General features: G+C 44.6%; 25 protein-coding genes and 1 pseudogene. 13 read left to right on the top strand and 13 right to left on the bottom strand.

The genetic code is table 11. The features are described from left to right. Nucleotides 1–32: 32 nt before the first annotated feature. Nucleotides 33–1430 carry a Na+/H+ antiporter NhaC family protein gene (locus ACZ5OK_RS16205; protein WP_343838696.1) on the top strand — a complete coding sequence of 466 codons (1398 nt, stop codon included), beginning with the start codon at nt 33–35 and terminating at the stop codon, nt 1428–1430. Between the two features lie 144 nt (nt 1431–1574). Here ACZ5OK_RS16205 and ACZ5OK_RS16200 read toward each other — a convergent pair whose 3' ends face one another. After that, nucleotides 1575–1859: a hypothetical protein gene (locus tag ACZ5OK_RS16200; protein WP_343838694.1), complete on the bottom strand. Its 285-nt coding sequence runs from the start codon at nt 1857–1859 to the stop codon at nt 1575–1577. Between the two features lie 190 nt (nt 1860–2049). On the opposite strand from ACZ5OK_RS16200, the gene ACZ5OK_RS16195 reads away from it, so the two are divergent. From ACZ5OK_RS16195 to ACZ5OK_RS16170, 6 genes are all read left to right on the top strand, one after another. Continuing rightward, nucleotides 2050–3633 carry a Na+/H+ antiporter NhaC family protein gene (locus ACZ5OK_RS16195; protein WP_343838692.1) on the top strand — a complete coding sequence of 528 codons (1584 nt, stop codon included), beginning with the start codon at nt 2050–2052 and terminating at the stop codon, nt 3631–3633. Between the two features lie 83 nt (nt 3634–3716). Beyond that, on the top strand, nt 3717–4892 hold the full coding sequence (locus ACZ5OK_RS16190) for an LL-diaminopimelate aminotransferase (protein ID WP_343838690.1): 1176 nt from the start codon (nt 3717–3719) through the stop codon (nt 4890–4892). Further along, nucleotides 4892–6562 carry a thiamine pyrophosphate-dependent enzyme gene (locus tag ACZ5OK_RS16185; protein ID WP_343838689.1) on the top strand — a complete coding sequence of 557 codons (1671 nt, stop codon included), beginning with the start codon at nt 4892–4894 and terminating at the stop codon, nt 6560–6562. Before ACZ5OK_RS16190 ends, ACZ5OK_RS16185 begins: the two co-directional genes overlap by 1 nt. Nucleotides 6563–6576: 14 nt before the next feature. Beyond that, a complete protein-coding gene (locus tag ACZ5OK_RS16180) occupies nt 6577–8079 on the top strand; it encodes an aldehyde dehydrogenase family protein (protein ID WP_343838687.1) in 1503 nt (500 codons plus the stop codon). A gap of 36 nt (nt 8080–8115) precedes the next feature. Further along, on the top strand, nt 8116–9303 hold the full coding sequence (locus ACZ5OK_RS16175) for a saccharopine dehydrogenase family protein (RefSeq protein ID WP_343838685.1): 1188 nt from the start codon (nt 8116–8118) through the stop codon (nt 9301–9303). A 314-nt stretch (nt 9304–9617) separates the two neighbouring features. Further along, nucleotides 9618–9932: a DUF3870 domain-containing protein gene (locus ACZ5OK_RS16170; RefSeq protein WP_343838684.1), complete on the top strand. Its 315-nt coding sequence runs from the start codon at nt 9618–9620 to the stop codon at nt 9930–9932. A gap of 169 nt (nt 9933–10101) precedes the next feature. Here ACZ5OK_RS16170 and ACZ5OK_RS16165 read toward each other — a convergent pair whose 3' ends face one another. The 5 genes from ACZ5OK_RS16165 to ACZ5OK_RS16145 all read right to left on the bottom strand — a co-directional run bounded on the left by ACZ5OK_RS16165 (nt 10102) and on the right by ACZ5OK_RS16145 (nt 15035). Continuing rightward, nucleotides 10102–10590 carry a hypothetical protein gene (locus ACZ5OK_RS16165; RefSeq protein WP_343838683.1) on the bottom strand — a complete coding sequence of 163 codons (489 nt, stop codon included), beginning with the start codon at nt 10588–10590 and terminating at the stop codon, nt 10102–10104. A gap of 74 nt (nt 10591–10664) precedes the next feature. After that, nucleotides 10665–10934 carry a hypothetical protein gene (locus tag ACZ5OK_RS16160; RefSeq protein ID WP_343838681.1) on the bottom strand — a complete coding sequence of 90 codons (270 nt, stop codon included), beginning with the start codon at nt 10932–10934 and terminating at the stop codon, nt 10665–10667. Between the two features lie 249 nt (nt 10935–11183). Continuing rightward, complete coding sequence (locus tag ACZ5OK_RS16155; RefSeq protein WP_343838679.1) at nt 11184–12632, bottom strand: NAD-dependent succinate-semialdehyde dehydrogenase; 1449 nt, start codon at nt 12630–12632, stop codon at nt 11184–11186. Between the two features lie 13 nt (nt 12633–12645). Further along, complete coding sequence (locus ACZ5OK_RS16150) at nt 12646–13845, bottom strand: acyl-CoA dehydrogenase family protein (RefSeq protein WP_343838677.1); 1200 nt, start codon at nt 13843–13845, stop codon at nt 12646–12648. 14 nt (nt 13846–13859) lie between these two features. After that, nucleotides 13860–15035, bottom strand: coding sequence for a CaiB/BaiF CoA transferase family protein (locus tag ACZ5OK_RS16145; RefSeq protein ID WP_343838676.1), 1176 nt, complete (start codon nt 15033–15035; stop codon nt 13860–13862). A gap of 475 nt (nt 15036–15510) precedes the next feature. Here ACZ5OK_RS16145 and ACZ5OK_RS16140 point away from each other — a divergent pair, with 475 nt between their 5' ends. The 4 genes from ACZ5OK_RS16140 (at nt 15511) to ACZ5OK_RS16125 (ending at nt 17867) form a co-directional block, all read left to right on the top strand. Further along, a complete protein-coding gene (locus tag ACZ5OK_RS16140; protein ID WP_343838651.1) occupies nt 15511–16299 on the top strand; it encodes a basic amino acid ABC transporter substrate-binding protein in 789 nt (262 codons plus the stop codon). 57 nt (nt 16300–16356) lie between these two features. Continuing rightward, complete coding sequence (locus tag ACZ5OK_RS16135) at nt 16357–17016, top strand: amino acid ABC transporter permease (protein WP_343838649.1); 660 nt, start codon at nt 16357–16359, stop codon at nt 17014–17016. Between the two features lie 140 nt (nt 17017–17156). Continuing rightward, nucleotides 17157–17465: a YwdI family protein gene (locus ACZ5OK_RS16130; RefSeq protein ID WP_343838647.1), complete on the top strand. Its 309-nt coding sequence runs from the start codon at nt 17157–17159 to the stop codon at nt 17463–17465. A 33-nt stretch (nt 17466–17498) separates the two neighbouring features. Continuing rightward, a complete protein-coding gene (locus ACZ5OK_RS16125) occupies nt 17499–17867 on the top strand; it encodes a DUF423 domain-containing protein (protein WP_343838645.1) in 369 nt (122 codons plus the stop codon). Between the two features lie 8 nt (nt 17868–17875). Here ACZ5OK_RS16125 and ACZ5OK_RS16120 read toward each other — a convergent pair whose 3' ends face one another. The 4 genes from ACZ5OK_RS16120 to hemQ all read right to left on the bottom strand — a co-directional run bounded on the left by ACZ5OK_RS16120 (nt 17876) and on the right by hemQ (nt 20466). After that, nucleotides 17876–18121: a hypothetical protein gene (locus ACZ5OK_RS16120; protein ID WP_343838643.1), complete on the bottom strand. Its 246-nt coding sequence runs from the start codon at nt 18119–18121 to the stop codon at nt 17876–17878. Nucleotides 18122–18337: 216 nt separating this feature from the next. After that, nucleotides 18338–18916, bottom strand: a complete 579-nt coding sequence (gene gerQ, locus ACZ5OK_RS16115) for a spore coat protein GerQ (protein WP_343838641.1) — start codon at nt 18914–18916, stop codon at nt 18338–18340. Between the two features lie 17 nt (nt 18917–18933). Beyond that, nucleotides 18934–19356, bottom strand: a complete 423-nt coding sequence (locus ACZ5OK_RS16110) for a cell wall hydrolase (RefSeq protein ID WP_343839029.1) — start codon at nt 19354–19356, stop codon at nt 18934–18936. Nucleotides 19357–19719: 363 nt separating this feature from the next. Next, nucleotides 19720–20466, bottom strand: a complete 747-nt coding sequence (gene hemQ / locus ACZ5OK_RS16105; RefSeq protein WP_343838639.1) for a hydrogen peroxide-dependent heme synthase — start codon at nt 20464–20466, stop codon at nt 19720–19722. 256 nt (nt 20467–20722) lie between these two features. On the opposite strand from hemQ, the gene pta reads away from it, so the two are divergent. Further along, a complete protein-coding gene (gene pta, locus ACZ5OK_RS16100; protein ID WP_343838637.1) occupies nt 20723–21697 on the top strand; it encodes a phosphate acetyltransferase in 975 nt (324 codons plus the stop codon). Between the two features lie 437 nt (nt 21698–22134). Here pta and ACZ5OK_RS16095 read toward each other — a convergent pair. The 3 genes and pseudogenes from ACZ5OK_RS16095 to ACZ5OK_RS16085 all read right to left on the bottom strand — a co-directional run bounded on the left by ACZ5OK_RS16095 (nt 22135) and on the right by ACZ5OK_RS16085 (nt 24516). Further along, nucleotides 22135–23256, bottom strand: a pseudogene (locus ACZ5OK_RS16095) (IS4 family transposase). A gap of 295 nt (nt 23257–23551) precedes the next feature. Continuing rightward, nucleotides 23552–23692 (bottom strand): hypothetical protein, encoded by a 141-nt coding sequence (locus ACZ5OK_RS16090; protein WP_343838635.1) that lies wholly within the window; start codon nt 23690–23692, stop codon nt 23552–23554. Beyond that, on the bottom strand, nt 23689–24516 hold the full coding sequence (locus ACZ5OK_RS16085; protein WP_343838633.1) for a lipoate--protein ligase family protein: 828 nt from the start codon (nt 24514–24516) through the stop codon (nt 23689–23691). Before ACZ5OK_RS16085 ends, ACZ5OK_RS16090 begins: the two co-directional genes overlap by 4 nt. Nucleotides 24517–25004: 488 nt before the next feature. Between ACZ5OK_RS16085 and ACZ5OK_RS16080 the strand changes: the two genes are divergently transcribed. Next, nucleotides 25005–26300 (top strand): HD domain-containing protein, encoded by a 1296-nt coding sequence (locus ACZ5OK_RS16080; protein WP_343838632.1) that lies wholly within the window; start codon nt 25005–25007, stop codon nt 26298–26300. The last annotated feature ends 8 nt before the right edge of the window (nt 26301–26308 follow it).

Raw genomic sequence — 26308 nt, 5'->3', positions numbered from 1 at the left:
GAGACGATGCTTCGATAGAAAGGAAAATGCATATGGAATGGTTAGCGGTTTTGCCTTTTGTGGTAGTCATTATTTTTGCAATTTGGACCAAACAGGTGGTTCCGAGTTTATTTCTGGGCGTTCTGACTGCGGGTTATCTATCGGAGCCTCACTGGCTAAACGGGTTAACCGAAACACTGAAATTTGTCATTGAAAGTCTGACTGATCCCAATAATTTAAAAATCATCATCTTTCTATATCTTTTCTCCGCCTTGGTGGGCGTTATGAAAATGTCCGGGGGGATTAAAGGCTTTGTGAAAGCAGCCTCCGATAAAGTGAAGGGGAAGAAAAGTGCCATTTTCCTTACGTGGGCATCTGCACTGGGAACCTTTAGTGCGCCGAGCTTTCGTATCGTTACGATTGCGCCGGTGATGAAGGCAATGCGGAAAAAGGTGAAAATGACCAAGGAGGAGCTCGGCTTTATTATTGAAACAACAGCATCCCCGTTGATTGTATTAATCCCTGTTGCCACAGCCTTTGTGGGCTACATGACATCGGTAATTGAGCTTTCCATACATTCATCCGATGTGCAGGAGGATGCCTACAGTTTATTTCTGAACAGTATTCCGTTTAACTTTTTTGCGTTCGCGATGCTGGCCACAGGGGTATATTTTGCCTTTTTTCATAATATCGACAAGCCGGAAAAGGTGGACGAGGATAAGGAGCAGCATGACGATTGGGTCGATTGTCATCCGTCCGTTGCCAAGGATCTTCCGGCCAAACCATTGAATCTTATTCTGCCGCTGATCAGCATTATCGTATCTACCTTCTTTTTTATGTACATGCTTGGCCTGGAAAGCGGCTCAAGAGGGCTAGAAGTGCTGCTTGAGGCGAATGTTCTGGATGCCATGGTACTGGGGCTGTTATTTACGATCGTCTGGCTGTTCCTGCTATTGCTAAAGGATTTTAAACTGAAGGCCATCATGCAAAATTTTATTGATGGCGGCAATGACATGATGAACGTCATTGTTTTACTTACACTCGTCTGGGCGTTAAGCGTCGGATCAGAGGCGTTGAACTTTGCGGATATTGTATCCTCCTCCTTATCCTGGATTCCACCATCACTTGTCGGTGGGCTTCTGTTTGTTGTGGGCTGCGGACTTTCCTATTTTATCGGCTCCTCATGGGGAACCTGGGGAATCCTGATGCCAGTCGGTGTTTCTCTGGCTTTGGTTTCCGGCACAGACTTAGCCTTTGTCATCGGCGCCGTTTTCGCCAGCGGTACATTTGGTGCGTTTGCCTCCCCATTAAGTGACGACACCAACACGACCTCAGGGATTCTGGATTTAAATCCGATGCAATATGCAAAATTTAAATTAAAACCCGCTTTAATTGCCGCAGGAGTGGCGGCAGTGCTGTTTTTCGCCGCTCCCTTTTTGTTTGATTTATAGGGGCTAGGGTCCTGCTGAAGCAGGGCCTTTTTTATTGAAGTGTTCAGAGATGGGATCCTTGTGGCGGGGGCGGATTTGTGCGTGCGATTGGTGGATAGGTGCTCGAATTTGGTGGATAAATCATGGGAATTGATTGATAAATGCTCAAGATTGGTGGATAAGCTCCACCAGGATTGATAAATGCCGAAAATCGAATGAAACCAACGGCAAATAAACGGATAAATGAAGAAAACCACCGATACCAGCCATAAACCGACGGATACCAGCACCAAATTGATCGATAAAAACGAACGCCCTCACCTGCTGGTTGATAAACCATTGAAATTGATGGATATAATCTGGTTCCCGATTGATAAATCCATCAAATCGACCGATTCCCACCAGCCCCCATTCATCCTCATCCCCAAAATGCCACCCACCAGCATCCAATATTAACGAACCCCCATCTATAAAACCCGGAACCTCATCTGAAAATAAATTTCCCCAATAAAAAAGGGTTTGAAGATAGTTTATAGAATAGTATGAATAATTTGAAAATAAATATCTTTACCAGGGAGGTGAAAAACAGCAACAAAGCATTTAAATAAGTGAATGCTGAAAAACCGAGGGAGGGATGAATGTGGAGGAGACGGTTTATTCCCTGATTCCGCCGATTATTGCCATTGTTATGGTGCTGTTAACAAGAAGGGTGTTAATTTCGCTGGGAATCGGGATTCTTTCTGCCGGGATTCTTTTATCAGGGTTTCAATTTAAGGGAACGGTTTCAGCAATCTGGGAATCGTTTAAGGGGGTATTTGTTGACGGTGGATCGTTAAACACGTGGAATGTTTATATTTTACTGTTTATTTTAATGCTTGGAATTCTGACTGCGTTTGTCAGCATGATGGGTGGTTCACGGGCGTTTGGGACCTGGATGATTCGTCGTGTGCGGTCCAGGGTTGGGGCGCAGATTATGACGATGATTTTTGGGGTTATTATCTTTATTGACGATTACTTTAACAGTTTAACGGTTGGGCAGGTTTCACGACCAATGGCCGACCAGCATAAGATTTCCCGAGCCAAGCTTTCCTATATTATTGATTCTACGGCTGCTCCCGTTTGTGTTGTTTCTCCGGTATCAAGCTGGGGTGCGTACATTATAGGGATATTGGGGACGGTATTTGCTGCTGAAGGTCTGACGGAAATTAGTGCTTTTAATGCGTTTATGCAAATGATTCCCATGAATTTATATGTTTGGGCAGCTCTCGGTGTTGTGCTGGTTATTGCCCTGCGTAAAGTGGATTTTGGACCGATGAAAAAGCATGAGGAGAGAGCCGTACAAACTGGTGAGGTTGTTAATCCGGAGTTTAAGGATCAAATTGATACGGAAAGTAAGCTTCCTTCCAGTGAACAAGGAAAAGTACGTGATTTAATGCTGCCGATTATCGTTCTGTTTGTGGCGACTGTTGGGGCGATGGTCTGGACGGGTTACCTGGCAACCGAAGAAGCGAAGACGCTGGTGAACATTTTTGGGAATGCCGATGTTACCTTATCGCTAATTATTGGGGGTGCCAGTGGTTTAATTCTAACGTTTGCCTTATTCTTCGCTCAGCAGTCAAAGCACAGGGAAATGAACGCTTCCCACTTCTTGCTCGGTCTGAAAGAGGGAACGAAATCCATGATATCCAGTATTATGATTCTGATCTTGGCGTGGTCCATCGTTACCTTAATCGACCAGTTAGGCACGGGAACGTATTTAGCCGGACTTGTAGAAGGGGCGAATTTAAATGCGGCCTTTTTACCGGGCATTCTGTTTGTCATCGCAGGTTTTATTGCCTTTTCCACGGGTACGTCCTGGGGATCCTTTGGTATACTGCTGCCGATTGCCGGTCAGATTGCCTCCGCTACCGATGTTTCACTCATTATGCCGATGCTTGCGGCGGTTCTGGCGGGAGCCGTTTTTGGAGACCACTGTTCACCCATTTCAGATACGACTATACTTTCGGCTACAGGTTCCAGCTGTCACCATATTGACCATGTGATGACGCAAATACCGTATGCCCTGTCAGCGGCTGTCATTACTTTCGCCGGCTACATGGTTTTTGGCTTAACGAACAATACCTGGATGGGTCTGGGCACAGTCCTAATTGGTCTGCTGGTGTTTTATTTTCTGCTGCAGAGACCCGAGGAAGTCCCCGTTAATGATGGGACTGCTGTGGATTAAATAGCCTGTACCGGTGCATCTGTACGTTCATTCATATTGAAATTTCATCCGTCATATATTTGAAGGGGAAGGGGGAAGGAAGCATGGACTTCGTGTCAGAAAAAATAAAAGCATTGCCTCCGTACTTATTTTCCCGGATTCAAAAAAGGAAAAAGCAGCTGGAAAAAGAGGGAAAGGACATCATTGATTTAGGAATCGGTGCACCGGATTTACCGACACCATCCTTTATTATCGATACGTTAGTCAATGAGGTGCAGAAGCCGGAAAACCATCGTTATTCCTCTTACACAGGCACTGATGAATTTCGGCAGGCAGTCGCTCATTTTTATCAAAAGCAGTATGGGGTGAAGCTGGATCCGGATGAAGAGGTGCTTGCCTTAGTCGGCTCAAAGGAAGGAATTGCTCATTTTATACCGGCTGTCATTAACCAGGGTGAAAAGGTACTGGTACCGAATCCCGGATATCCTGTCTATCGGTCGGCGGTGCATCTTGCTGGGGGAAATGCCATCGACTTGCCTTTAAATGCTGAACAGAACGGGGAGCCTGTTTTTGAAGAATTATCAGATGAAGCGTTACAGGACTCAAAATTGATGCTCCTGAATTATCCAGGAAATCCTACAGCGGCAACGGTTCAGAAAAGCACTTTTTTGAAAGCGGTTACATATGCTGAAAAGTACCAGCTTGCAATTGCGCACGATGCTGCCTACAGTCTCACCACTTTTGACGGCTATCAGGCACCAAGCATGATGGAGGTTCCCGGGGCTAAGGAATATGCTGTGGAATTTGGCTCCCTGTCCAAAAGCTTTAATATGACGGGCTGGCGTATCGGCTATGTAGTCGGGAACAGGGAGATGATCAAGGCTTTAGCCACGTATAAAAGCAATGTGGATACGAGTCAGTTCATCCCTGTTCAAAAGGCTGCCGTCGCTGCGTTAACCAGCGATTTGTCCGCCGTTTCAGAGCATAACGCCATTTATCAGCAACGGCGGGACAGGATGCTGAATGCTCTGACATCCATTGGTATTCATGCTTCAAAGCCCAGAGGAACCTTCTTTATCTGGGCTCCCGTTCCCCAAGGCTATTCATCAATGGAATTTGCAGACAGACTTTTAACCGAATTGGGGGTCATTGTAACACCAGGGAATGCATTTGGATCGGCGGGTGAGGGATATTTCAGGATTTCATTATCTGTACCTGATGAACGTTTAAATGAAGCGGTAAAAAGAATAGAAAAACTGCACATGGGAGGGGATTCATAATGGAAAAAACACAGGCCTCCCTGATGACCGGAGCTGAGGGAATTGTGGAGTGTCTGAAAATAGAGGAGATCTCCAAAGTGTTTTGTGTCCCGGGGGAAAGCTACCTGCCTTTATTGGATGGGATTTACGATGAACCGGACATCGCTCTGTATTCAGCGAGACATGAGGGGGGTGCTTCCTTCATGGCGGAGGGCTATGCAAAGGCATCCGGGAAGCCAGGGGTTGTGATGGCCACACGGGGAGTCGGGGCATCCAACTTGTCGATTGGTGTGCATACGGCTTATCAGGATTCCACCCCTATGGTTGTGTTTATTGGCCAGGTGTCCAGGGAGGTCCGGGAGCGTGAGGGTTTTCAGGAGGTCAACCTTCAGGAAATGTTCCGCTATACAGCAAAATGGGCAGTGGAAATCAACGAGGCAAAACGGGTGCCGGAGCTGGTTCAGCGTGCCTTTCGAGTGGCTCAGACAGGAAGACCTGGTCCTGTAATCATCTCCTTGCCCGAGGATATTCTCAAGGAAAAGGCGGTTATGAATTTTGGTCCTAAAGTAATAAAGCCGAAACCGAAGCCGGCAGATAGCGAGATTCAAGAGATAGAGAAGCTTTTAAAGGGGGCAGAACGGCCGCTAATCATTGCCGGTGGAGGAGTAAAAGCTGCCCGGGCAGAGGATGACTTTTTATCGTTTGTCGAGCAAGCCGGTTTACCTGTGCTCACAGCCTTTCGCAGACACGATGTTTTTCCCCATCACCATGAACAGTTTATGGGGCATTTAGGGCTTGGAACCCACCCGGAGATTAAAAAGACCCTGCAGGAAGCGGATGTTTTGTTTGTTCTGGGCAGCAGATTATCAGAGGTGACTACACAAAATTATCAATTTCCACAACCCCGTCAGCGGCTGATTCATATCGATATCGATGCAGAAACCATTGGAAAGGTGTTTACTCCGGATATTGGGGTTGTCGCTGATGCGAAGGAAGCCTTAAAGGGACTGCAGATGATAAAAGGAAATGAAGAGTGGAAAGATTGGTCTGTTCAGCGTCGTACTGCCTATGAGCAAGCTGCAAACATTCATGCATCTCAAGACAGCTCTATCTATCAACAGGTTTATTCCAGTTTGATCGAGGACTTACCTCAGGGTGCCATGATTTCGAATGACGCTGGAAATTTTGCCGGCTGGCTGCATGCCTATTATCCCTTCAGACAGAAAAATACCTACATTGGTCCAACGTCAGGTGCCATGGGCTATGGCATGCCAGCTGCCTTAGGGGCAAAGCTCGCTCATCCCGATCGCCCGGTTATTTCCTTGTCAGGTGATGGTGGGTTTATGATGACGATGCAGGAGATGGAGACAGCCGTGAGATACCGGATTCCTGTCATTGCTCTCGTTTTTAACAATCAGTCGTATGGAACGATCCGCATGCATCAGGAAATTCATCATCCCGGTAGAGTGATGGGCACCTCCTTATCAGATGCTGATTTTGCCCGCTATGCAGAGTCCATGGGAGCGATTGGGATAGTGGTGAAGGGGGGAACAGAATTTAAAGCAGCTCTATCAAAGGCGTTAAGCCAGGAAAAACCGGCTGTAATTGACATAAAGTGTGATGCTGAGCAGATTTCGGTGGGAAAAACCATTCAGCAAATTCGTGAGCAATCAATCACTTATAACAAATAAAGGAGGATGATTTCATGACACAGACTTTCATTCAGGAGGAGCAATTAAAAAATTATATAAACGGAAAATGGGTGTCCGATGACCGTAAAACCTATCGTGATGTGATCAACCCTGCGAATGGAAAACCCATTGCTCAAGTGCCTTTATCCACAAAGGAAGATGTAGAGGATGCGGTAAAAATCGCCCGTGATGCTCAGAAAAAGTGGGCACTCGTCCCTGGTCCCCAGCGGGCGGAGATTTTATTGCGTGTCGGTCAGCTGATGAAGGAACGGAAGGAGAAATTATCAACCATTTTAACAATGGAAAATGGAAAAGTTCTTGAAGAAGCAAGGGGAGAAGTTCAGGAAGGGATTGATATGGCCTTTTATATGGCAGGAGAAGGACGCCGGTTATTTGGGCACACGACTCCATCCGAGCTGGGCGATAAGTTTGCTATGAGCGTTCGTGCACCTGTTGGGGTTGTGGGCATTATTACCCCATGGAACTTCCCGATTGCCATAGCCACATGGAAGTCCTTCCCGGCAATCGTGGCAGGAAATACCGTTATATGGAAGCCGGCAACCGAAACCCCGCTGATGGCCTATGAGCTCGCGAAAATTTTTGAAGAAGCAGGCTTGCCGGACGGCGTTCTTAATGTGGTCTTCGGTACAGGTTCCGAAGTAGGGGAGGCCATGGTTGCCCACGACGATATTCGAGTTATATCGTTTACAGGCTCAAATGATATCGGTCGTTCGATTGCGAGTAAGTGCGGACAGAGGCTCAAGAAAGTGTCCCTTGAAATGGGTGGAAAAAACGCGGTTATCGTCATGGATGATGCAGACCTGAACCTGGCTGTGGAAGGCATTTTATGGAGTGCATTTGGAACGAGCGGACAGAGGTGTACAGCCTGCAGCCGTGTCATCGTCCATGAAAAGGTAAAAGACGAATTGGAAGAGCGGTTAATTAAAGAAATGGAAAGCCTGACCATTGGTGATGGGCTGGATGAATCAGTAAAAGTGGGACCGATTATTAACGCTCAGGGACTGGAAAAGATTCGTAAATATATTCAGATTGGCCAGGAGGAAGGCGCTAAGCTTATTAAAGGCGGATATGTGCTGGAACAGAACCAGTATAAGGATGGTCACTATTTTGCCCCGACATTGTTTACCGATGCTACTCCGGATATGAGAATCAGTCAGGAGGAAATTTTCGGTCCCGTCGTTTCCCTCATTCCTGTCAAAAGCTTTGAGGAGGCTATAGAAGTCAATAATGGTGTCGAATTTGGACTTTCGAGTTCCATTTTCACACAAAATGCCAATCGTGTCTTTGCGGCCCAGCGTGATCTGGATACGGGGATTGTCTATGTGAACGCCGGTACAACGGGCGCGGAAATCCATCTGCCTTTTGGAGGAACGAAAGGAACAGGAAACGGGCATCGTGATTCGGGTGTGGCTGCCCTCGATGTCTTTACTGAATGGAAGGCCGTCTATGTCGATTACAGCGGAAAATTACAAAGGGCCCAGATCGATACGGAATAAACAGGTCCACAATAGACAAACAAGGAGGTAATATCTATGAAAATAGGTGTACTAGGAGCCGGATTAATGGGAAAGGAAGCGGCAAGGGACCTTGCTCATAGTCATGGTGTAGACTTTATTGGACTTGCGGATGTAGACAAAGCGCGTGCCAGTCAGGTATGTGAACAGCTGAAATCTAAAAAACTGAAACCCTATCAGGTAGATGCCGGCAATCAGGAACAGTTAAAAGCATTTATGCGAGAATATGATGTGGTGATTAATGCCTTATTTTACAGCTTTAATGAGATTGTGGCCAAAACCGCAATTGAAGCTGGAGTGCACAGTGTAGACCTGGGAGGGCATATTGGTCATATTACGGATAAGGTACTGCAGTTAAAAGAAGATGCCCAAACTGCAGGGGTTACGGTGATCCCTGATTTAGGTGTTGCCCCCGGAATGATTAATATTCTATCAGGTCACGGATACAGTAAGCTTGATGAGCCTGAGTCCATCCGTATTTTTGTAGGTGGTATTCCTGTTCAGCCTGAGCCGCCTCTTGAATATAATCATGTTTTTTCCATGGAGGGGTTAATGGATCACTATACGGATAAAGCTCTGATCATTCGCAACGGACAGCCACAGGAGGTCCCCGCTCTAACGGAGGTCGAAACGATTCATTTTAATAAATTTGGTCCGCTGGAAGCCTTTCATACGTCAGGCGGAACCTCAACATTGCCTAAGTCCTATCCTCATTTAGACACATTGGAATATAAAACCATTCGATATCCGGGTCATGCACAGAAATTTAAACTTCTGGTTGATTTGAATTTAACGAGAAACGATTATACGGTGGATGTAAAGGGAACAAAGGTAACCCCAAGAGACATCCTGCTAAAACTGCTCGATCCAATTGTGGACCTTAAAGATAAAGATGATGCTGTTCTGCTCCGGGTCATGGTCGAAGGGAAGAAGGATGGGAGACGGACGCTTTATCAATATGAAATGAGTACGTTTAAGGACCGTTCGAGCAATGTTACCGCCATGGCCAGAGCGACCGCGAATACCATTTCCGTTGTTGCTCAGATGATCGGCAGCGGGACCATCACCAAACGGGGCGTCCATCCACCGGAAAACATTGTCCCCGGTGATGTTTATATGGAAGAAATGGCAAAGCGTAATGTGAATATTCATGAGGCGATGAAGCCATTGACTGATAAGGCGAAGAATGAATCGATGATAAAATAGTTTTATAGGGAAATGGGGCTGTGAATACGGGGCAGACCCCATTTTTTATCACGCATTAACTGGCCGTCATACCCCCACTGATGGAAGTTTCACTTTATGGGATATTTTTGAAGCGGGTTGATCTCTGTGAAGGATATAATCATGTTTGAATACTGTGGATGTGGCCTTCATAGTGGCGATGAAGGCCAATATAACAATCAAATAAAACAGAATCGTCCTTCATAAAAAAGCAGGACTTCTCCGCCCAATGACGAAATTTTACATAGATATAGATGGAAACATGACAGAAAAACAGCAAATTGAGGTGAAGGCATATGAATACATTCTTCGTCGCAGGTCATGCCAGACTTCCGGGTGGAATGGCAGCTCAGAATATGTATGAGACTCTAACGATCACCGCAGAGGTGGACAAAAAATACGGGGTTATTGTGGAGGCTGGCTGTACATTAGCCACAGCGCATGGCCGGGAGTTTGTCCAAAGACTTCTTAAGGGTTACAGTCTGAAGGATGGCGTTGAAGAACCGGTGGAGGAAGTAAAAAAGCATTATTTAGGGAAAGCAGGAAATGCCGTTGCTTCAGCACTCAAGGACCTGGCGAAGCAATATGAGCAATCAGCAGTAAAAGGATGAAAGGGATTCATTACTAACATATTCAGCGGAAATGGCGAGGATTCTTTAAAACCTTTCACAATCAGAAAAGCAGCAACAGAAAAAAGATCGACTATCCTGAGTCGGTCTTAAGTATTTTAAAAACAGGTTTTGGTTACGACGTTTGTGTGAACGACAGGATGATGGGGAATTATTGGATTTTAAGAGTGTTTTCCTTATTTTTTTCGTACCATTTATGGATTTTCCTGTATAGAGACTTATCTTTAGGTTTTACCTGGTAGAAATGCTCTCCTGTACCGTTTTCGAATTCAATACCAAGGATGGTGCCGTCTTTGTAAAAGGTTAGAATCGTCAAGTTTTCCTTCTTTGTTTGATCAGCTGTTTTTGTCCCGACTGTTAATGAATCGGATGTATTGCTTGTAGTGATCTTCCCTGCTTGATTGGAAGATATCTCTGTAAAGTTCATTCCGCTGACCAGATTGGAAAAGGATTCGATGTCTTCTTTAGTCGTTAATCTTCCCTGATAACCAATATTCGTCACACGCTTTCCATCCTGGTAGGTGCGGGCTGTGATCATAATTTCATCACTTTCCAGTAAGTAGGTCGTATCAAAGTTCGCTTGTTGGTTGCAGCCTGTAAGCAGCAGGGATAAGATGATTACAAAAAACAAATGCTTCACTTTTATTATTGCCCCCCTTTTTTGCACCCAGAGAATCTATGATTCTTAGCCGTCCTCAGATCGTCAACTTTGTCTTAATGATAACGCCTCTTTTTATCATATAAATCGAAAAGCACGGCAATCACAGACAAAATAGCCCCAACAATTAGAGCGGCAGTTCCGTAAATAGCAGATGCCAGCCATCCTTTTCCGGACCAGACATATACCCATGCACAAATCCCAAATAGAATTAGAATGGAGGGAATGATATATTTATAGTGTTTCTTTTCCGGGAAAAAGAGTAGGATGAGATAGAAAACAACAGTACTGACAAAAACAATGATAAGCAGCAAATAAATATGCAAGACGGTCATCTCCCTGGTTTGAATATGAGAGCGATTTTCATCTGTATGAATGATCCTCTATCATTATCTCTTTTTTCCTTTCGTTTAACTGTAACCCAATTCCTTCATATCTTAAAATATTTTCGATAAATAGTGAGCGACTACAGCAGAAAATGTGTAACAAACGAAAAGAAAAACGGGTGCTGGATGTAAAAATCCCTGCACCCGTTTTCCGTTTATCGTAATACCCCCGCTGATGGAAGCCTCACCTTATACCGAAGAAGCAATATACTTATGCTCCACAAACTCCTCAATTCCATAATGTCCGCCTTCCTTGCCGATTCCTGATTGTTTGACCCCACCGAATGGTGCTTCTGCCCGGGCAGGGAAGACTTCATTGATTCCAACAATTCCATAATCCAGCTGTTCGGATACACGTACGGAGCGGCGATAGCCTTCTGTGAAAATATAGGCTGCTAATCCGTAGTCCGTATCATTGGCCCAGTTAATGGCAGTTTCCTCTTCATCAAATGGCTGGATCGGTATGATTGGTCCAAAGGTTTCTTCGTTCATCACCTTCATATCATCATTGACATTGCCTAATACGGTTGGTGGATAAAAGTAGCCCTGTAAGTCGTCCTTTTGGGTCTTTCCGGTATAAAGAACCTCTGCTCCTTTGGAGGTAGCGTCATCGTAATGGTCTTTCACCTTTTCAACTGCCTGCTGATTAATTAAAGGTCCCATCGTGGTTCCGTCCTCTAAGCCATTTCCGGGCTGCAGCTCTTTAATCTTTTCGATCAGCTTTTGCTGGAATGGTTCCCAGATGGAGCGCTGAACGTAGACACGGTTGGCGCAAATACACGTCTGGCCGCTGTTACGGAATTTGCTGCCTAATGTAAGCTCCGCAGCTACATCTAAATCGGCGTCATCAAATACGATAATCGGTGCGTGACCTCCAAGTTCCAGGGAGACCTTTTTGACATGCTCGGCGCTTTCTCTCATTAAGTATTTTCCGACTGCCGTAGAGCCTGTGAAGGTAATCATCCGGACGTCCTTATTCGATAAAAACTCCTGTCCGATTTCCTCGGCATTTCCGGTAACGAGGTTGACCACACCTTTTGGCATACCGGCCTTTTCCATAATCTTTATAATTTCAATGGCTGACAGCGGTGTCTCCGGAGCAGGTTTAAGGATAACGGTACAGCCTGCAGCTAAAGCAGGACCAATTTTTCTCGTAATCATAGAAGCTGGAAAATTCCATGGAGTAATCGCTCCGACAACGCCCACGGGCTGCGGGATGACAAGCAGCCTGTTGCGGGTATTGGAGGAAGGAATCCATTCTCCGTAAACCCGGTTGGCCTCTTCTGCGTACCAGCGGAGAAAACCGGCGGCTCCTTTCACCTCACCCTTTGCCTCTTTTAAGGGCTTTCCCTGTTCCATCGTTAAAATGGTTCCCAGCCGATCGACGTCCTCCAGCATGTATTCCGATGCTTTATAAAGAATATTGGAACGCTTGCGTGGAGAAAGCCGGGACCAATCGGCAAACGCTCTTTTAGCTGCCTGCACAGCTTCATTGGTTTCCTTCTGTCCGCCATAGGCAACCTCTGTAATTGTCTTAAGTGTAGCCGGATTATATACAGGCTCAGTCTGATTTGATACGGCACTGCGCCATTCTCCATCAATAAAAATGCTATGGATGGCTGAGTCAAAATGGACCATTTGCATCTCTCCCTTAATTTTCAGAATCTGGCTTCCAGGCAGGTAACATTTTGTTAAGTGGTTTATCCTTCCTGTACCCTAATACATATTCTGCCTGCATAATGGTATGAATCTCGCGTGTACCTTCATAGATGACGGGTGCTTTGGAATTCCGCAAGTAGCGTTCGACCGGATACTCGTTTGAATAGCCATAGGCACCGTGGATCTGCACGGCATCATCGGCCGATTGGTTGGCAATATCACACGCCTGCCACTTGGCTAAAGACGTTTCCCGCGTATTACGTTTCCCCTGATTCTTAAGTTCACCGGCCCTGTAAACAAGCAGACGGCTCATTTGCAATCCTGCTTCCATTTTGGCAATCATCTGCTGTACGAGCTGATGCTTCCCGATTTCTTTTCCAAAGGTTTTCCGTTCATGACAATACTTCACGCTCGCTTCAAGACTGGCCATCGTTAACCCACAGGCACCGGCTGCTACCGTAAAGCGGCCATTATCAAGGGCTGACATTGCAATTTTAAATCCTTCTCCTTCTTCACCAAGCAGATTTTCTTTTGGTACTCTTACGTCATCAAAGAAAATCTCCCCGGTATTTCCAGCCCGGATTCCGTGCTTGCCTTTAATCGCTTTTGAAGAGAAGCCCGGCATCGTTCGTTCTACGATAAATGCGGAAATGCCATGATGCTTCTTATCTTTATCTGTGTAGGCAAAAACAAGGAAGTGATCGGCTACATCGCATAGGGAAATCCAGGTTTTCTGGCCGGATAAAATGTAGTCATCCCCGTCCTTCCTGGCTGTTGTCTGCATGGAGGCTACATCCGAGCCGGCTCCAGGTTCAGTCAGTCCAAAGGCCCCGATTTTTTCTCCTTTTGCCTGAGGGGTGAGGTATTTCTGTTTTTGTTCTTCATTTCCCCATTGAAGAAGGGTCATACTGTTAAGTCCGGTATGAACGGATACAGCTGTACGGAAGGCGGTATCCCCGCGCTCGAGCTCTTCACATACAATGGCAAGCGAGTTATAATCCATTCCGCTGCCGCCGTATTGTTCCGGAATACATACACCCATAAGACCCAGTTCTCCAAGTCTCCGGTTAATTCCTTCATCATATTTTCCTTCCTCTTCCCACTTTTGCATGTAGGGGTTAATCTCGCTATCAACAAAGTTTCGTACCGTTTCTCTTAATAGATTCTGCTCTTCGCTAAATTCAAAATTCATACGTATCGACTCCTTTATATCCAATGATTATTTTTGTATTCCTGTATTTCGAACGGTGACAATCCGATTGATGTGAAGATTTCATCATTATGCTCGCCGGGCTCCGGTGGATGGCTTCTGACTTTTGGCGGTGTCCGGCAAAGGTGAAGCGGACTGCCCAGGATATCCATTGCACCAGCTTTTGGATGTTTAATGGTTTGAAAAAAGTTTCGGGCGTTAAGCTGTGGATCGTTTCTGATTTCTTCCATATTCTGTATAGGACCCACGGGAATGTTATGGGCATGACATTGCTCCTGCCAGTAGGATGTAGGCTGCTTTTCCAATTCCGCCTGTAATATAGCCGTGAGTTCCTCGCGATGTTCCACCCGATCCGGATTGGTTTTAAAATTTGGATTGTGAGCGAGGTCAGGCTGATTAATAATCGTGCATAAGGCCTGAAACTGACGGTCATTTCCAACTGCAATCACCATTTCCCCATCACTTGTGCGGAACGTCTGATAGGGAACAATGTTGGCGTGGTGGTTGCCGAGTTTGGCTGGAAGATTCCCCGACATTAAGTAGTTGCTTGCAATATTTACGAGTGAACTGACAGCAGATTCATATAAGGATAGATCGAGTTTCTGGCCTTGCCCGGATTGCTGACGTTCCAGCAGGGCGGATTGGATTCCGATACAGGCATACAGCCCGGTTAACACATCGGTCATGGCCACTCCGACCTTTTGCGGGCCGGATTCCTCGGTTCCGGTAATGCTCATCAGCCCGCTCATCGCCTGAATAATGAAATCATAGCCAGGGTGGGTTTTATACGGCCCTGTCTCACCAAAGCCAGTAATGGAACAATAGATGATGCCCGGGTTGATGCTGCTTAGCTCCTCGTAACTGAGCCCAAGCCGCTCCATCGTTCCCGTTTTAAAATTGTGAATCACTACATCACTGTTTTGAACAAGCCTTTCAATGATTTCTTTTCCTTTGGCCGATTTGAGATCAATAGTGACACTCTTCTTATTGCGATTGGCACATAAATAGTAGGCACTCACCCCGTTTTTAAACGGCGGCCCCCAGCGTCTCGTCTCATCACTGCCACCCGGAGCTTCCACCTTAATCACCTCAGCCCCAAGATCCCCTAAAATCATCGAACAAAATGGACCAGCCAGTACCCTCGATAAATCCAAAACACGAATTCCATCCAATGCCTCTCCTCCTTTTTCGGGACTGTCCCCACATGCTTTAAAGCGCTAAAGCGTGCGCGTTGTCCATTAAAAAATGCCAGCACAATCTTATCGGGATAAGAATTGTAACTGGCATTTCATCTGCTGGACCAATTCCGGTGTGGATTGGGAACAGACTAAACAGTTATATTTTCATTCATTTTTATAAACAATCTGGTTGTTGGCTTGCGGTCAGAACTTTGGCATAAAGTTTCAGCAAGCTTTAACCTGACTTTATTTTATAATATTAAGAAAAGTTTGTAAACAGTAAATGTAAAACGCTTTCAAGGGAATGGTTGCCGAAGCGGATATGATCATCGTTAAAGGATGGAATAGCAAGTAAACATTTATTTCTATTTTTTATTCAATTCCCCTTTACAAATATTCAGTGAAATGTATAATAATAAAATATAATGAATAAATATACAAAAATCAAAACACTAAGGGGATGGAAGCTATGAAAAAGATCGTCGCACTTATTATGGGTATATCTTTAATTCTATTAACAGCCTGTGGAGGGGAAGATACCCCTTCAAACACTTCAAGTGGAGAAGAATTGAAAGAACTGACCATCGCAACTGATGCAGCCTTCGCGCCATTTGAATTTATGGACAAAGGCGAAGTGACTGGATTCGATGTTGACTTTGCCACAGCGGTACTGAAAGAGGCAGGATATAAAGCAAACTTTGATAACGTCGGCTGGGAAACAATGCTGCAGAATATCGTAAATGAAAAAGCGGATTTAGGGGTGGCCGGAATCACCATCACGGATGAACGAAAGGAAACGTACGATTTTTCCAAGCCGTACTTTGAATCGACTCAATTAATCCTGGTTCCGGAAGATTCACAGATTAGCAGTGTTGAAGATTTAAAAGATAAAAATGTAGGTGTACAAATTTCTACCACAGGAGCAGAAGCCGCTCAGAAAATCTTTGGTAAAAATTCAGACCAGATCCACCAGTATGATCAGGTTCCACTGGCCATTATGGCAATGCAGCAGAATGATGTGGATGCCGTGATCGTAGACAATGCGGTTGCACAAGAATATCTCAAGAACAATCCTGATGCTGAGATTAAAATTGTTAAGGATAAGAACGCCTTTGAATCAGAGTATTACGGATTTATGTTTCCAAAAGGCAGTGATTTAGTAGACGAAATCAATCAGGCCATGGAAACCGTTATGGAAAACGGAACCTACGACGAGATTTATAAAGAATGGTTTGGACAGAAGCCTGATAAATTTTAGGGACTGTCCCCACACGCTTTAAAGCGCTAAAGCAAGCACCCAAGGAGGATCATTAGCATGGACATTAGATGGGATATTATCGGGGAATATTTACCTTTTTTCCTTGATGGGACATTACTGACACTCGGAATTTCACTAGCTGGTATTTTCTTAGGCGTTCTAATCGGTTTATTTATTGCCTTAGGGAGAATGGCTCCAAACAAGCTGATTCGCTTTCCTTTTCTGGCTTACATCAACTGTCTGCGTGGGACACCTGTATTGGTTCAGCTGTTTATTTTCCACTTTGCCGTTATGCCGGCCATTTATCCGGATGGCACAGCAGTGGCCTCGGCTGTAGTCACGCTGAGCCTGAATTCATCGGCTTATGTGGCGGAAATTTTCAGAGCAGGGATCCAGTCCATTGACAAGGGACAGACGGAAGCATCAAGGTCACTGGGCATGTCAAAGGCTCAGACCATGAGGCACGTCATTCTTCCTCAGGCTGTTCGCCGGATGGTTCCGCCGCTTGGCAATGAGTTTATTACGCTGATTAAGGAATCTTCTCTCGCTTCCGTTATCGCAGCCAAAGAATTGATGTACTGGGGCGATGCAGCAGTAGGCCAGCATTATGTGGTCTGGGAGCCTTACATTACCGTAGCAATCATCTATTTAATCATCGTCTTAGGCCTGTCCTATGTCCTGCAGGTTGTAGAAAGAAAATGGGTGCAATTTTCATAAAATGTGTACGGAAGAAGTCTCAGGGTTGTGATCCCTGGGACTTTTTTACGTAACGGAACCTCGCAAACAGCAGAAGCCTGCATCCTGCGTCCGAATCATGTTATAATAACAGACACTATGTACATAAAGGAGGAGGCCGCATGCCTGTCTCAGATCGAAAAGTATTAAAGAAAATGTTGAATGAAGTGCATCAGGCAATGGAAAATGCTCATGATCCGGGGAAAATGAAGGAGCATATTAAATCCGTCCGGGTTCTGACGGATTTGTTTATAGATGAAGAAACATCCACAAGTGAAACCGAGGTGATGCGAAAGCTCACTCAGGAGTCCGTACCTGAAAGCTCAGCTACTCAGCAGACTTCAACCCCTTCACCATCTCCGTCAACTGGCCAGCGTCAGACAACGATTGATCATGATGGTGCTAATGGGGACTCTATCTTTGACTTTTAATGGGAATCGCAATACATAAGGGGAGGATCACGAATGAAACTATTTCTTATTTTAGGGGCTATTAATGGATTTCTAGCTGTTGCGCTTGGGGCCTTTGGGGCACACGGCCTGGAAGGAAAACTAAGTGAAAAAATGCTGAATACATGGGATAAAGCTGTTACGTATCAGATGTTTCATACGATGGCGCTGTTCATTACTGCTCTGGTCGGGATGAAACTGAGCCAGGGTCCTTTACAAAGCGCCGGCTGGTTTTTCTTTATTGGTATCCTTTTATTTTCAGGGAGCCTTTACATTTACTCCACGACAGGTGTAACTCTGTTTGCGATGATTACACCACTTGGAGGCGTATCATTTCTGATTGGCTGGATTCTATTAGGCTATGCGATTATCAAGTATGTTTAAAAGGCTGGTTAAAAGTAAAATAGAGTCGTCAGAAGAAAAATGAGTAACGCACGAATCAGCTGCTGGTAAAAATCAGCTTGTTCATTGCGGATATAATGACCCAGACCATCAAAAATAAAACTTAAGGTGAGAGCGTAGAAGGACAGCAGGTATAGAATCTGTATCTGCTGCCAAATGGCTAAAACAGCCAGCAGAATACAGGCAATTATAGAAAGATATTGATATTTAAAGTACTTTTCTGATTTATGTCTCATCCTGAACTTCCTTTCAAACAATAAAGTGAAACCTCCATCAGTGGGAGTTTTCTCCATCCCCACTAAGTCTTGTTGGGTTACCCTCAAGACTTGAAGTGGGGATATTACGGCCAGTTCATGCGTGATTAACTGATATTCTACTCGTCCCTTAAGGCCGTAAAGTAAAATCCCTTGTCTTAACTATGCTGTGACAAGGGATTTTCATTTCCCGCTTTGTTATCCATAAGGGTATTGGTAGTTCAATTCTTCATCAAAGGTTACATAATCCAGGTAAATCATTAACAGGAGGTAACGTCTGCCTGTTTCCGGATCGCTTAGAACGATATGGTCACGACCGGCTGCTTCTATAATGCCCTTAAATACCTTTGCATTCCACTGTTCATTATTTTCAAACGTCATGTAAACGGTCGCCATTTTTCCTCTGTTTAAACGAAGGATATTTTCAATGTAGGACTGTTCTTCTAATGGAATTCCATTTCCAGGTGCTCCTGCCATCTGACCTCCTGATGGCGGCATTTGACCCATTTGGCCCATTTGTCCTTGCATCATACCAGGCATTCCACCTTGCATACCAGGACCCATTCCCTCTGGCATCATACCTCCAGATGGCATACCTCCCTGGAAGCCAGGTCCTTGCTGAGGCTGCATACCTCCCTGAAAACCAGGTCCCTGCTGACCTCCTTGAAATGGTGCGCTTGGTGCAGCATTAAATGGCGCCTGCTGTTGTGGTCCCTGACCTTGCTGACCTTGACCTCCGTTAGGGGACATTCCGAATGATGGTTGTTCTTCCGCCATTATTTAGACTCTCCTTTCTAAAATATGTTAGGACATTCTGATTGTGTTGGAGCAAAGAAACAATGAGATTTATATCTGCCTGTATTCCACTGCCCAAACCACTGTGCGGGACAGCTTCCTGCAGGCCGAAAAAACCATAGTGAATTGGTTGCAGGATGCTCCCTGCGCCCACGTAAAATTTTCAGAGCTAAATCCAGATCCTTAGCTCTGGCTCGCTGGTAGAAGTAGCTCTTTTGTGTAGCCTCGAAGCCTCCCGGGGATTGAAAAACCATTTCCCTGAGGTTCCGAACGTCTTTGAAATCCAGGCAATCGGCACGAACCCGATTGACACCGGTGTTTCCTACCATTAACATCCCTAACTTACCATCACCCTCGGCCTCTGCACGCATCAGCCGGGCTAACAGCTTCTGTCCTGCTGCAGTAAAAGGAATGACTGCCAAATCCTTCACCTCACTTCTTCTGTGATGTACATTAATTAAAATTAGCCAGCAGGGGTTCCTGTTAGACTTTTATCCTACTAGACGTTTCACCTCAGTCTATGTAATAAAATGGGTGAGGGTTACAGGATTTGCTTTCTTTTTCTCTAAATTTATATGCGGCATAAAATGAGGATATGTGTGAAGTTTTTAGGGACAAAGAAAAGCGGAGGAGATTCAGCTTATGACCGCTTGGGCCTGGGAGCCCGAGCTGGACAATAGAAAAGCGGAGGCCCCTGCTTATATCCGCCTTGACCTAGGAGATGGAACTGGACAAATAAAAATCCCCTGCCAGCATTCACCGCTGACAGGGGACACAATCTTTTATTAAACTTCTAATAAAGGCACGATATCCTCATAGGTTTTACGCTTTCCGATATAAAAGGAACCGAACTCGGCAAACCGTGCACTTACTTCATCAAAACGCATTTCATAAACCAGCTTTTTAAATTGAAGAACGTCTTTGGCAAATAAGGTTACGCCCCATTCCCAGTCATCAAAACCAATGGAGCCTGTTACAATCTGACGCACCTTGCCAGCGTATTTGCGGCCGGTCATCCCATGTTCATACATGAGCTTGCTCCGTTCCTCCATAGGAAGACTGTACCAGTTATCATGGACTTCACGACGCTTGTCCATTGGATAGAAGCATACATACTCCCAGCCTTTTGGAAGGATCGGCTTGAGTCTGGACTGAATCGCCGGATCTGTTTCAGGGTCCTTGTCCTTAGCCATGTAAGTGGACATTTCAACAACAGATACATAGGAATAAACAGGTTCAGTAAACTCAGCGAATTTTGTTTTATTAAAGGCAGTCTCCAGCTCATTTAGTTCATCCATTGCAGGTCTCAGATGCATGAATAAAAGATCCGCCTTTTGACCGACGATGGAGTAAACGCCGTAGCTGCCATTTTTGTTTTCGTCGATTTCATCCCATTGTGCGTATAAGTTTTTCAGTTCCTCCATAGCTTCTTTCCGGACATCGGAGCCTGCTTTTTTCCACTCTGCCCAATTGATGGTGCGGAAATCGTGAAGGCAATACCAGCCATCTAATGTTTCAACTGCTTCAGCCATGTATATCGCTCCTTTTAAACGTTCAAGTTTTTCATTTCGAGTATACTATACCATAATTGTAACCTCTACCTGCAAACAGATGCTCCCGTAAAATCGACAATTCTGTTGCAAATCGAATGAAAAGATTCAGTGTGAGGAAAGATAGGTGGGACGAGAGGGCGGGGCACGGGGACAAGGAACCTGTCCCCGTGTCCCTTTCAATAATACAGAAAGTGGTGTAGAATATATAACAGATGAAAATTTAGGAGGAATAATCATGAGTGATTTATTTACAGATCTAAAACAAAAATTACATAATAAAGATATAAAAATCGTGCTTCCTGAAGCATCTGATGAGCGTGTTGTGGAAGCGGCCAGCAAGCTTTCAGAAGACAAACTTGTCACTCCTGTACTAATTGGAGATGAAGCGGAAGTGAAACAGAAAGCGGGCGATTTAGGGGCTCAAGTTGATCAGTGTGAAGTCATCAATCCTGCTTCCTATGACCGTTTTGACGAGATGGTACAGGCCTTTGTAGAGAGAAGAAAAGGAAAAGCCACAGAAGAGGATGCCCGTAAAATCCTGCAGGACGAAAATTACTTTGGGACCATGCTGGTTTATATGAATGAAGCCCATGGACTTGTCAGTGGTGCTGCCCATTCCACAGCTGACACCGTTCGTCCAGCCCTGCAAATTATTAAAACAAAGCCAGGTGTGAAGAAAACTTCTGGTGTGTTCATCATGGTCCGCGATGAAGAAAAATATGTATTTGCTGACTGTGCGATTAACATCGCTCCAAATGACGAAGACTTAGCCGAGATTGCGGTGGAAAGTGCAGAAACCGCAAATCTGTTTAATATTGACCCACGTGTGGCAATGTTAAGCTTTTCAACAAAAGGATCAGCGAAATCAGAGGAAACAGAAAAAGTCGAGCAGGCGATTGAAATGGCGAAAGAGAAAAACGGTGAGCTCGTTATCGATGGAGAATTCCAATTTGACGCAGCCTTTGTTCCATCTGTTGCACAGAAAAAAGCACCGGATTCTCCTATTCAGGGCGATGCAAACACCTTCATTTTCCCAAGTCTTGAAGCAGGAAACATTGGCTACAAAATTGCCCAGCGTTTAGGAAACTTTGACGCAGTCGGTCCAATTTTGCAAGGGCTCAACCAGCCGGTAAACGACCTTTCCAGAGGCTGCAGCGTTGATGATGTTTATAAGCTTTCCATGATTACAGCCGCACAATCCCTTGAGTAAACGGTTCGCTATTTCTTGAATAAAGGATGTTAAAAGCCAGGTGCTAGAGTTGAGCGCCTGGCTAATTTTATGTGTCTGTCTGTTTGTCTATGTTCCGGGAAAGAAGGAGAGTAGTTGCAGGTCACTGAGCGGGAACATGTCTGAAAGATTGGGAATTGGTCCGGGCTGCTGGGGATTGATCTGAATTTGAGTGGATTAAGCCGGAAAAGGTAAAATGATGCTATAGTCACATAATTTATTTCGAAATGTGATGGACTAATCCGAGTTTGAGCAAATAATGCCAAAAGATGCAGAATTAAGCTGCAATCATAGAAATTAATCCTGGTTTGTTGTTGATTCATCCCTAAATATTGTTATCCATCGGTTATGTGCTGAATTGAGCAAGTCGCTGATAGGATTAAGCGCATTTTAGAAATAATTCATCCTTTTATAAAAACTCAACTTTCGCAGACTGAAATAGGCAGGTATACCTTGATATAATTGGACAGATCCGCAATCCATTGTTGTAGTTGACTTTTGATGAGTTGCTGCATTTTCTTATTCGTCCTTTTTAGGGTATCTTTAAGAAGCTCGATTAACTGCTGTAAAGCCACAACCCAATCGAGGTCATTAACTTCATCACATAATTTATAAAACATACCGCCCAGTATGCGGTCAACTGTAACTGCAACGATTTTGCCATGACAATACAATGTACCTTGCAAACACAATGGTTGTGTGACTGCTCTTTTTCCCATCAGTAGGCTTTGCCAGGCGATACAACTCATCGAGGCTAAAGCGTTTACCGTTTACGAGATAACGCTGCTTTAATTTCATGACCATGCCAATCACGTCCGGCCTTGTTCTGTCAGTTCTTTGATGAGAGGCTGCTGGGTAAACCATGTATCCATGAGAACATAAGAGGCATCGATGCCTGCGTTCATTGCACGTTTAGTCATACCCGGAATCTGTTCCGGTGCTGTCTGTAAAGCTTCTTGTCGACGCTTGTAACCGGAGTTGCGTTTATCAATGTTTTCAGATATATCGTTTATCCTGCTTTTTTCTCTGAACTTAATAATGAAATATCAACTGGCAGGAATGTAGCACCATCAGACCAGCCCAGGCCCAGTATCAACATGCGAAAACCTTTGTAGAAACGCATTTTCTGTGATGCATATCAAAGCAGCGAGCCAGAAGCTCTACATGTTTGTTTCGGTTCCGATCATAGGGTGAATCATCTAAGATGAACACCTTTGGACGATTATGGCGTGTTAGCTTTGAGACCTTCCCAATCGTATAAGCGACAAGTGAAAGTAGAAAGCGACGCCAATTGAATGATGATTGGTTCAGGAAACGATATACGGTATCTTTGACTGGAACATCCGCAGCTTTCCTACTTTCAAGTGTCCGAAACCAGTTTTTGTTTTCAAAGATCAGGCAAAAGATTAGCTGGAAGCACAAGAAAAACCGAAAGACTTTGTTATGCATGCATTACGCAAGTGCTTCAATACATTTAATTCTTTGAATGTCGATTTTATTTCATTTGGCAGTTGATTATTCGAGTTGTTTTTCGCTATCATATAGGCGGACACCTCATCTGTATCGTATGTGATTCTCATCAAATCAACTATACCAACGTTGAGGTGTTTTTTTCATGTCTGAACTAAAGTCAAGCATGATATGTCAGTTCTATAAGCACCTACACGTATTGATTTCACTACAGATTTCTTGGTGCGAAAGTTGAGTAAAAATAATTAATTCGGTTTCGAGGATGATTCGTCCGGATTGGAGAGAATTGCTCCTTATTCAGGATAAATATTCCAAAATCGGAAGAATCAATTCAAAATATCAGCAATCAATCCATAAAAATAACAATTAAGCCAAATAAAGCTCATTTAATCCAATTCCGATAAAGTCCAATCCGATCCAAATCCGATCAAATCCCAACCCAGATTGAATCCCGACATCACCAAAAACCAGGTAATCAAAAAAGATGTCCGCCTCAACGAACATCATAAAACCTTTTCATTCCTTGCTCTCATCTGCTTCAAACGCTTTTCAAACCATTCAAGCTCCTGGCCGTTAAGAGGATCGGTCGTTATCGACGTTGAGATTTCTTCTAACTTAGATAAAATTTTATCCCGAACGTCCGATACAGTCATGGATGTTCCCAACAGCTCATTTAAAGATGCCATCGTTTCCGGTCTGATGACAGGATAGTCATAGCTTGCATCCTCCTCCTGAAGGGCTTCCGAATAAAATTTTCTTACAACCTCAGCCCGCTCAGAACCGGAACCCTCAATACACATATAAATTTGCACAGCTGTACCATTTTTGACCCGTCGCTGGGAAATGCCGGCAAACTTCTGTCCGTTCACGCTCATGTCATACTCGCCGGGACAATAGGAGCCTTCCACTTCATAAACGTCAAACGAAGCGTCCTCATCAGCAAATAAAAATTGGATAAAGGATACCATCGCTTTATAGCCATCATGAATGCCAAGCTGCTTACCATCCGGAAACAGAAAGGACAGGTTGAGGACCCCCTGATCCAGCACTACTGCAAGGCCTCCTGAATTGCGGACCACTACACGGTAGCCTGCCTTTTGCAAGTAAGAAATTCCCTCATTTATATGGGGGAGACGGCTGTCCGGAATTCCTAATACAATCGTTTGATCATGAACCCACAGTCGGGCCACATGCGGGGACAGTCCATTACTTATCGAAAGGCAAAGGGCATCGTCTGTGGCAAAGGACTGCATCGCCGGAGTTTCTATATTCATCGATTGATCAATAAACCGAATTTTGTCGAAGTGTAATAATGGATGAAGATTCTCCATGAGGCTTCTCCTTTACTAAATACATTAGACTTGTTTAGCCTTGACTATTATACCACATCTGCTGCCGTGATTGCGCCTGACCCGTCTGAGCAGAAAAAGACCAAAGCAATCCCCTGGTCCTCTTCCTGCCACTCGCTGTCTTCTTCCTATCTCACAGGACCTGAGCATTCGCCTCTGCTTTCCCGTAAAGATAATTCGACATGAAAAATTCACCCATTTAAATGTCAAGTGGTGTTTTTTTACGACAGTTTTTATATAATGGAAGGAGTTAAACGTCATTTACTGAGTATTGATTTCAGTAAAGACGTCGGTTTTTTTACGAATGGACGGGCTGTCATTCTGTCGCTCAGCATTCGTATAAGAAGGTGGGGCTGAACAGCTCGTTAAAGGCCTGATACGTAACGCTTACAATCAGTGGCCCACTGATTGAAGTCTCACTTTATGTATATTTTGCGCAAAATAGGCAGGTTTAAGAAGGGTTGGAAAAAATGGAATATCGTAATGAACAATTAACCGAAGAGAAGGTGTTTAAGGATCCGGTTCACCGGTATGTGCACGTACGGGACCGGGTGATCTGGGATTTAATCGGAACTCCGGAGTTTCAGCGGTTAAGACGGATTAAACAATTAGGGACCTCCTTTTATACCTTTCATGGTGCCGAGCACAGCAGGTTTAATCATTCCCTCGGGGTGTACGAGATTGTCAGGCGGATTTTGGAAAACTTCAAGGAACACCCGGACTGGAATGAAGAGGAGCGGCTCTTGTGTTTAACAGCAGGACTTTTGCACGATCTGGGACATGGTCCGTTTTCCCACACCTTTGAAAAAGTATTTGATCTGGATCATGAGGATTTTACCCGGGAGATTATCCTGGGCGATACGAATGTAAATACCATTTTGAAGCGTGTCCATCCTGATTTTCCACAGGATGTAGCCGATGTCATTGGAAAAACCTATTCGAACAAGCTTGTGGTCAGTCTGATTTCCAGCCAGATTGATGCGGATCGAATGGACTACCTTCAGCGTGATGCTTATTTTACAGGGGTGAGCTATGGGCACTTTGATATGGAGCGAATATTACGAGTGATGCGCCCGCTGGATGATCAGGTTGTTATTAAAGCGACCGGTATGCATGCGGTCGAGGATTACATCATGAGTCGCTATCAAATGTACTGGCAGGTCTATTTCCATCCGGTTACGAGAAGCTCTGAGGTTATTTTGACCAAAATTTTACATCGCGCCCGTTATTTATATGAAAATAACTATGACTTTAAACTGGCCCCTTCACATTTTTTATCCTTTTTTAAAGGGAACCCGACGCTGGAGGACTATTTAAAATTGGATGAATCGATTGTTTTTTATTACTTTCAGATCTGGAAAGAGGAGAATGATCCGATACTGAGTGATTTATGCAATCGTTTCGTCAATCGTCATTTATTTAAGTATATTGAATTCAATCCGAACCACCAGTTTGAGCAATTTATGGAGCTGCATCAGCTCTTTACCGAAGCGGGCATTGACCCGGATTATTATCTGGAAGTGGATTCCTCGTCTGATTTACCCTATGACTTTTATCGTCCGGGAGAGGATGAGGAGCGTCTGCCGATTCATTTATTAATGCAAAACGATGAGTTAAAGGAGCTTTCCAGGCATTCGGATATTGTCGAGGCGATTTCAGGGAAAAAACGCACAGATCATAAGCTTTACTTCCCTTCAGACTTTATTGAGGGATTATCAGATCATAGTCCGATCAAGAGACGGATTTTGGAGATTTTAGAAGGATAGGAGATGAC

It is taken from the genome of Salinibacillus aidingensis, assembly GCF_055393355.1.
Note: the sequence above shows the minus strand (reverse complement) of the source record. Positions and strands in the feature narration are given on the sequence as shown.

Coding starts and splice junctions, on each gene's coding strand:
- ACZ5OK_RS16205 (WP_343838696.1), top strand. CDS start 33: ATGGAATGGTTAGCGGTTTTGCCTTTTGTGGTAGTCATTATTTTTGCA.
- ACZ5OK_RS16190 (WP_343838690.1), top strand. CDS start 3,717: ATGGACTTCGTGTCAGAAAAAATAAAAGCATTGCCTCCGTACTTATTT.
- ACZ5OK_RS16185 (WP_343838689.1), top strand. CDS start 4,892: ATGGAAAAAACACAGGCCTCCCTGATGACCGGAGCTGAGGGAATTGTG.
- ACZ5OK_RS16180 (WP_343838687.1), top strand. CDS start 6,577: ATGACACAGACTTTCATTCAGGAGGAGCAATTAAAAAATTATATAAAC.
- ACZ5OK_RS16175 (WP_343838685.1), top strand. CDS start 8,116: ATGAAAATAGGTGTACTAGGAGCCGGATTAATGGGAAAGGAAGCGGCA.
- ACZ5OK_RS16170 (WP_343838684.1), top strand. CDS start 9,618: ATGAATACATTCTTCGTCGCAGGTCATGCCAGACTTCCGGGTGGAATG.
- ACZ5OK_RS16155 (WP_343838679.1), bottom strand. CDS start 12,632: ATGGTCCATTTTGACTCAGCCATCCATAGCATTTTTATTGATGGAGAA.
- ACZ5OK_RS16150 (WP_343838677.1), bottom strand. CDS start 13,845: ATGAATTTTGAATTTAGCGAAGAGCAGAATCTATTAAGAGAAACGGTA.
- ACZ5OK_RS16140 (WP_343838651.1), top strand. CDS start 15,511: ATGAAAAAGATCGTCGCACTTATTATGGGTATATCTTTAATTCTATTA.
- ACZ5OK_RS16135 (WP_343838649.1), top strand. CDS start 16,357: ATGGACATTAGATGGGATATTATCGGGGAATATTTACCTTTTTTCCTT.
- ACZ5OK_RS16130 (WP_343838647.1), top strand. CDS start 17,157: ATGCCTGTCTCAGATCGAAAAGTATTAAAGAAAATGTTGAATGAAGTG.
- ACZ5OK_RS16125 (WP_343838645.1), top strand. CDS start 17,499: ATGAAACTATTTCTTATTTTAGGGGCTATTAATGGATTTCTAGCTGTT.
- ACZ5OK_RS16120 (WP_343838643.1), bottom strand. CDS start 18,121: ATGAGACATAAATCAGAAAAGTACTTTAAATATCAATATCTTTCTATA.
- gerQ (WP_343838641.1), bottom strand. CDS start 18,916: ATGGCGGAAGAACAACCATCATTCGGAATGTCCCCTAACGGAGGTCAA.
- hemQ (WP_343838639.1), bottom strand. CDS start 20,466: ATGGCTGAAGCAGTTGAAACATTAGATGGCTGGTATTGCCTTCACGAT.
- pta (WP_343838637.1), top strand. CDS start 20,723: ATGAGTGATTTATTTACAGATCTAAAACAAAAATTACATAATAAAGAT.
- ACZ5OK_RS16090 (WP_343838635.1), bottom strand. CDS start 23,692: ATGATGTTCGTTGAGGCGGACATCTTTTTTGATTACCTGGTTTTTGGT.
- ACZ5OK_RS16085 (WP_343838633.1), bottom strand. CDS start 24,516: ATGGAGAATCTTCATCCATTATTACACTTCGACAAAATTCGGTTTATT.
- ACZ5OK_RS16080 (WP_343838632.1), top strand. CDS start 25,005: ATGGAATATCGTAATGAACAATTAACCGAAGAGAAGGTGTTTAAGGAT.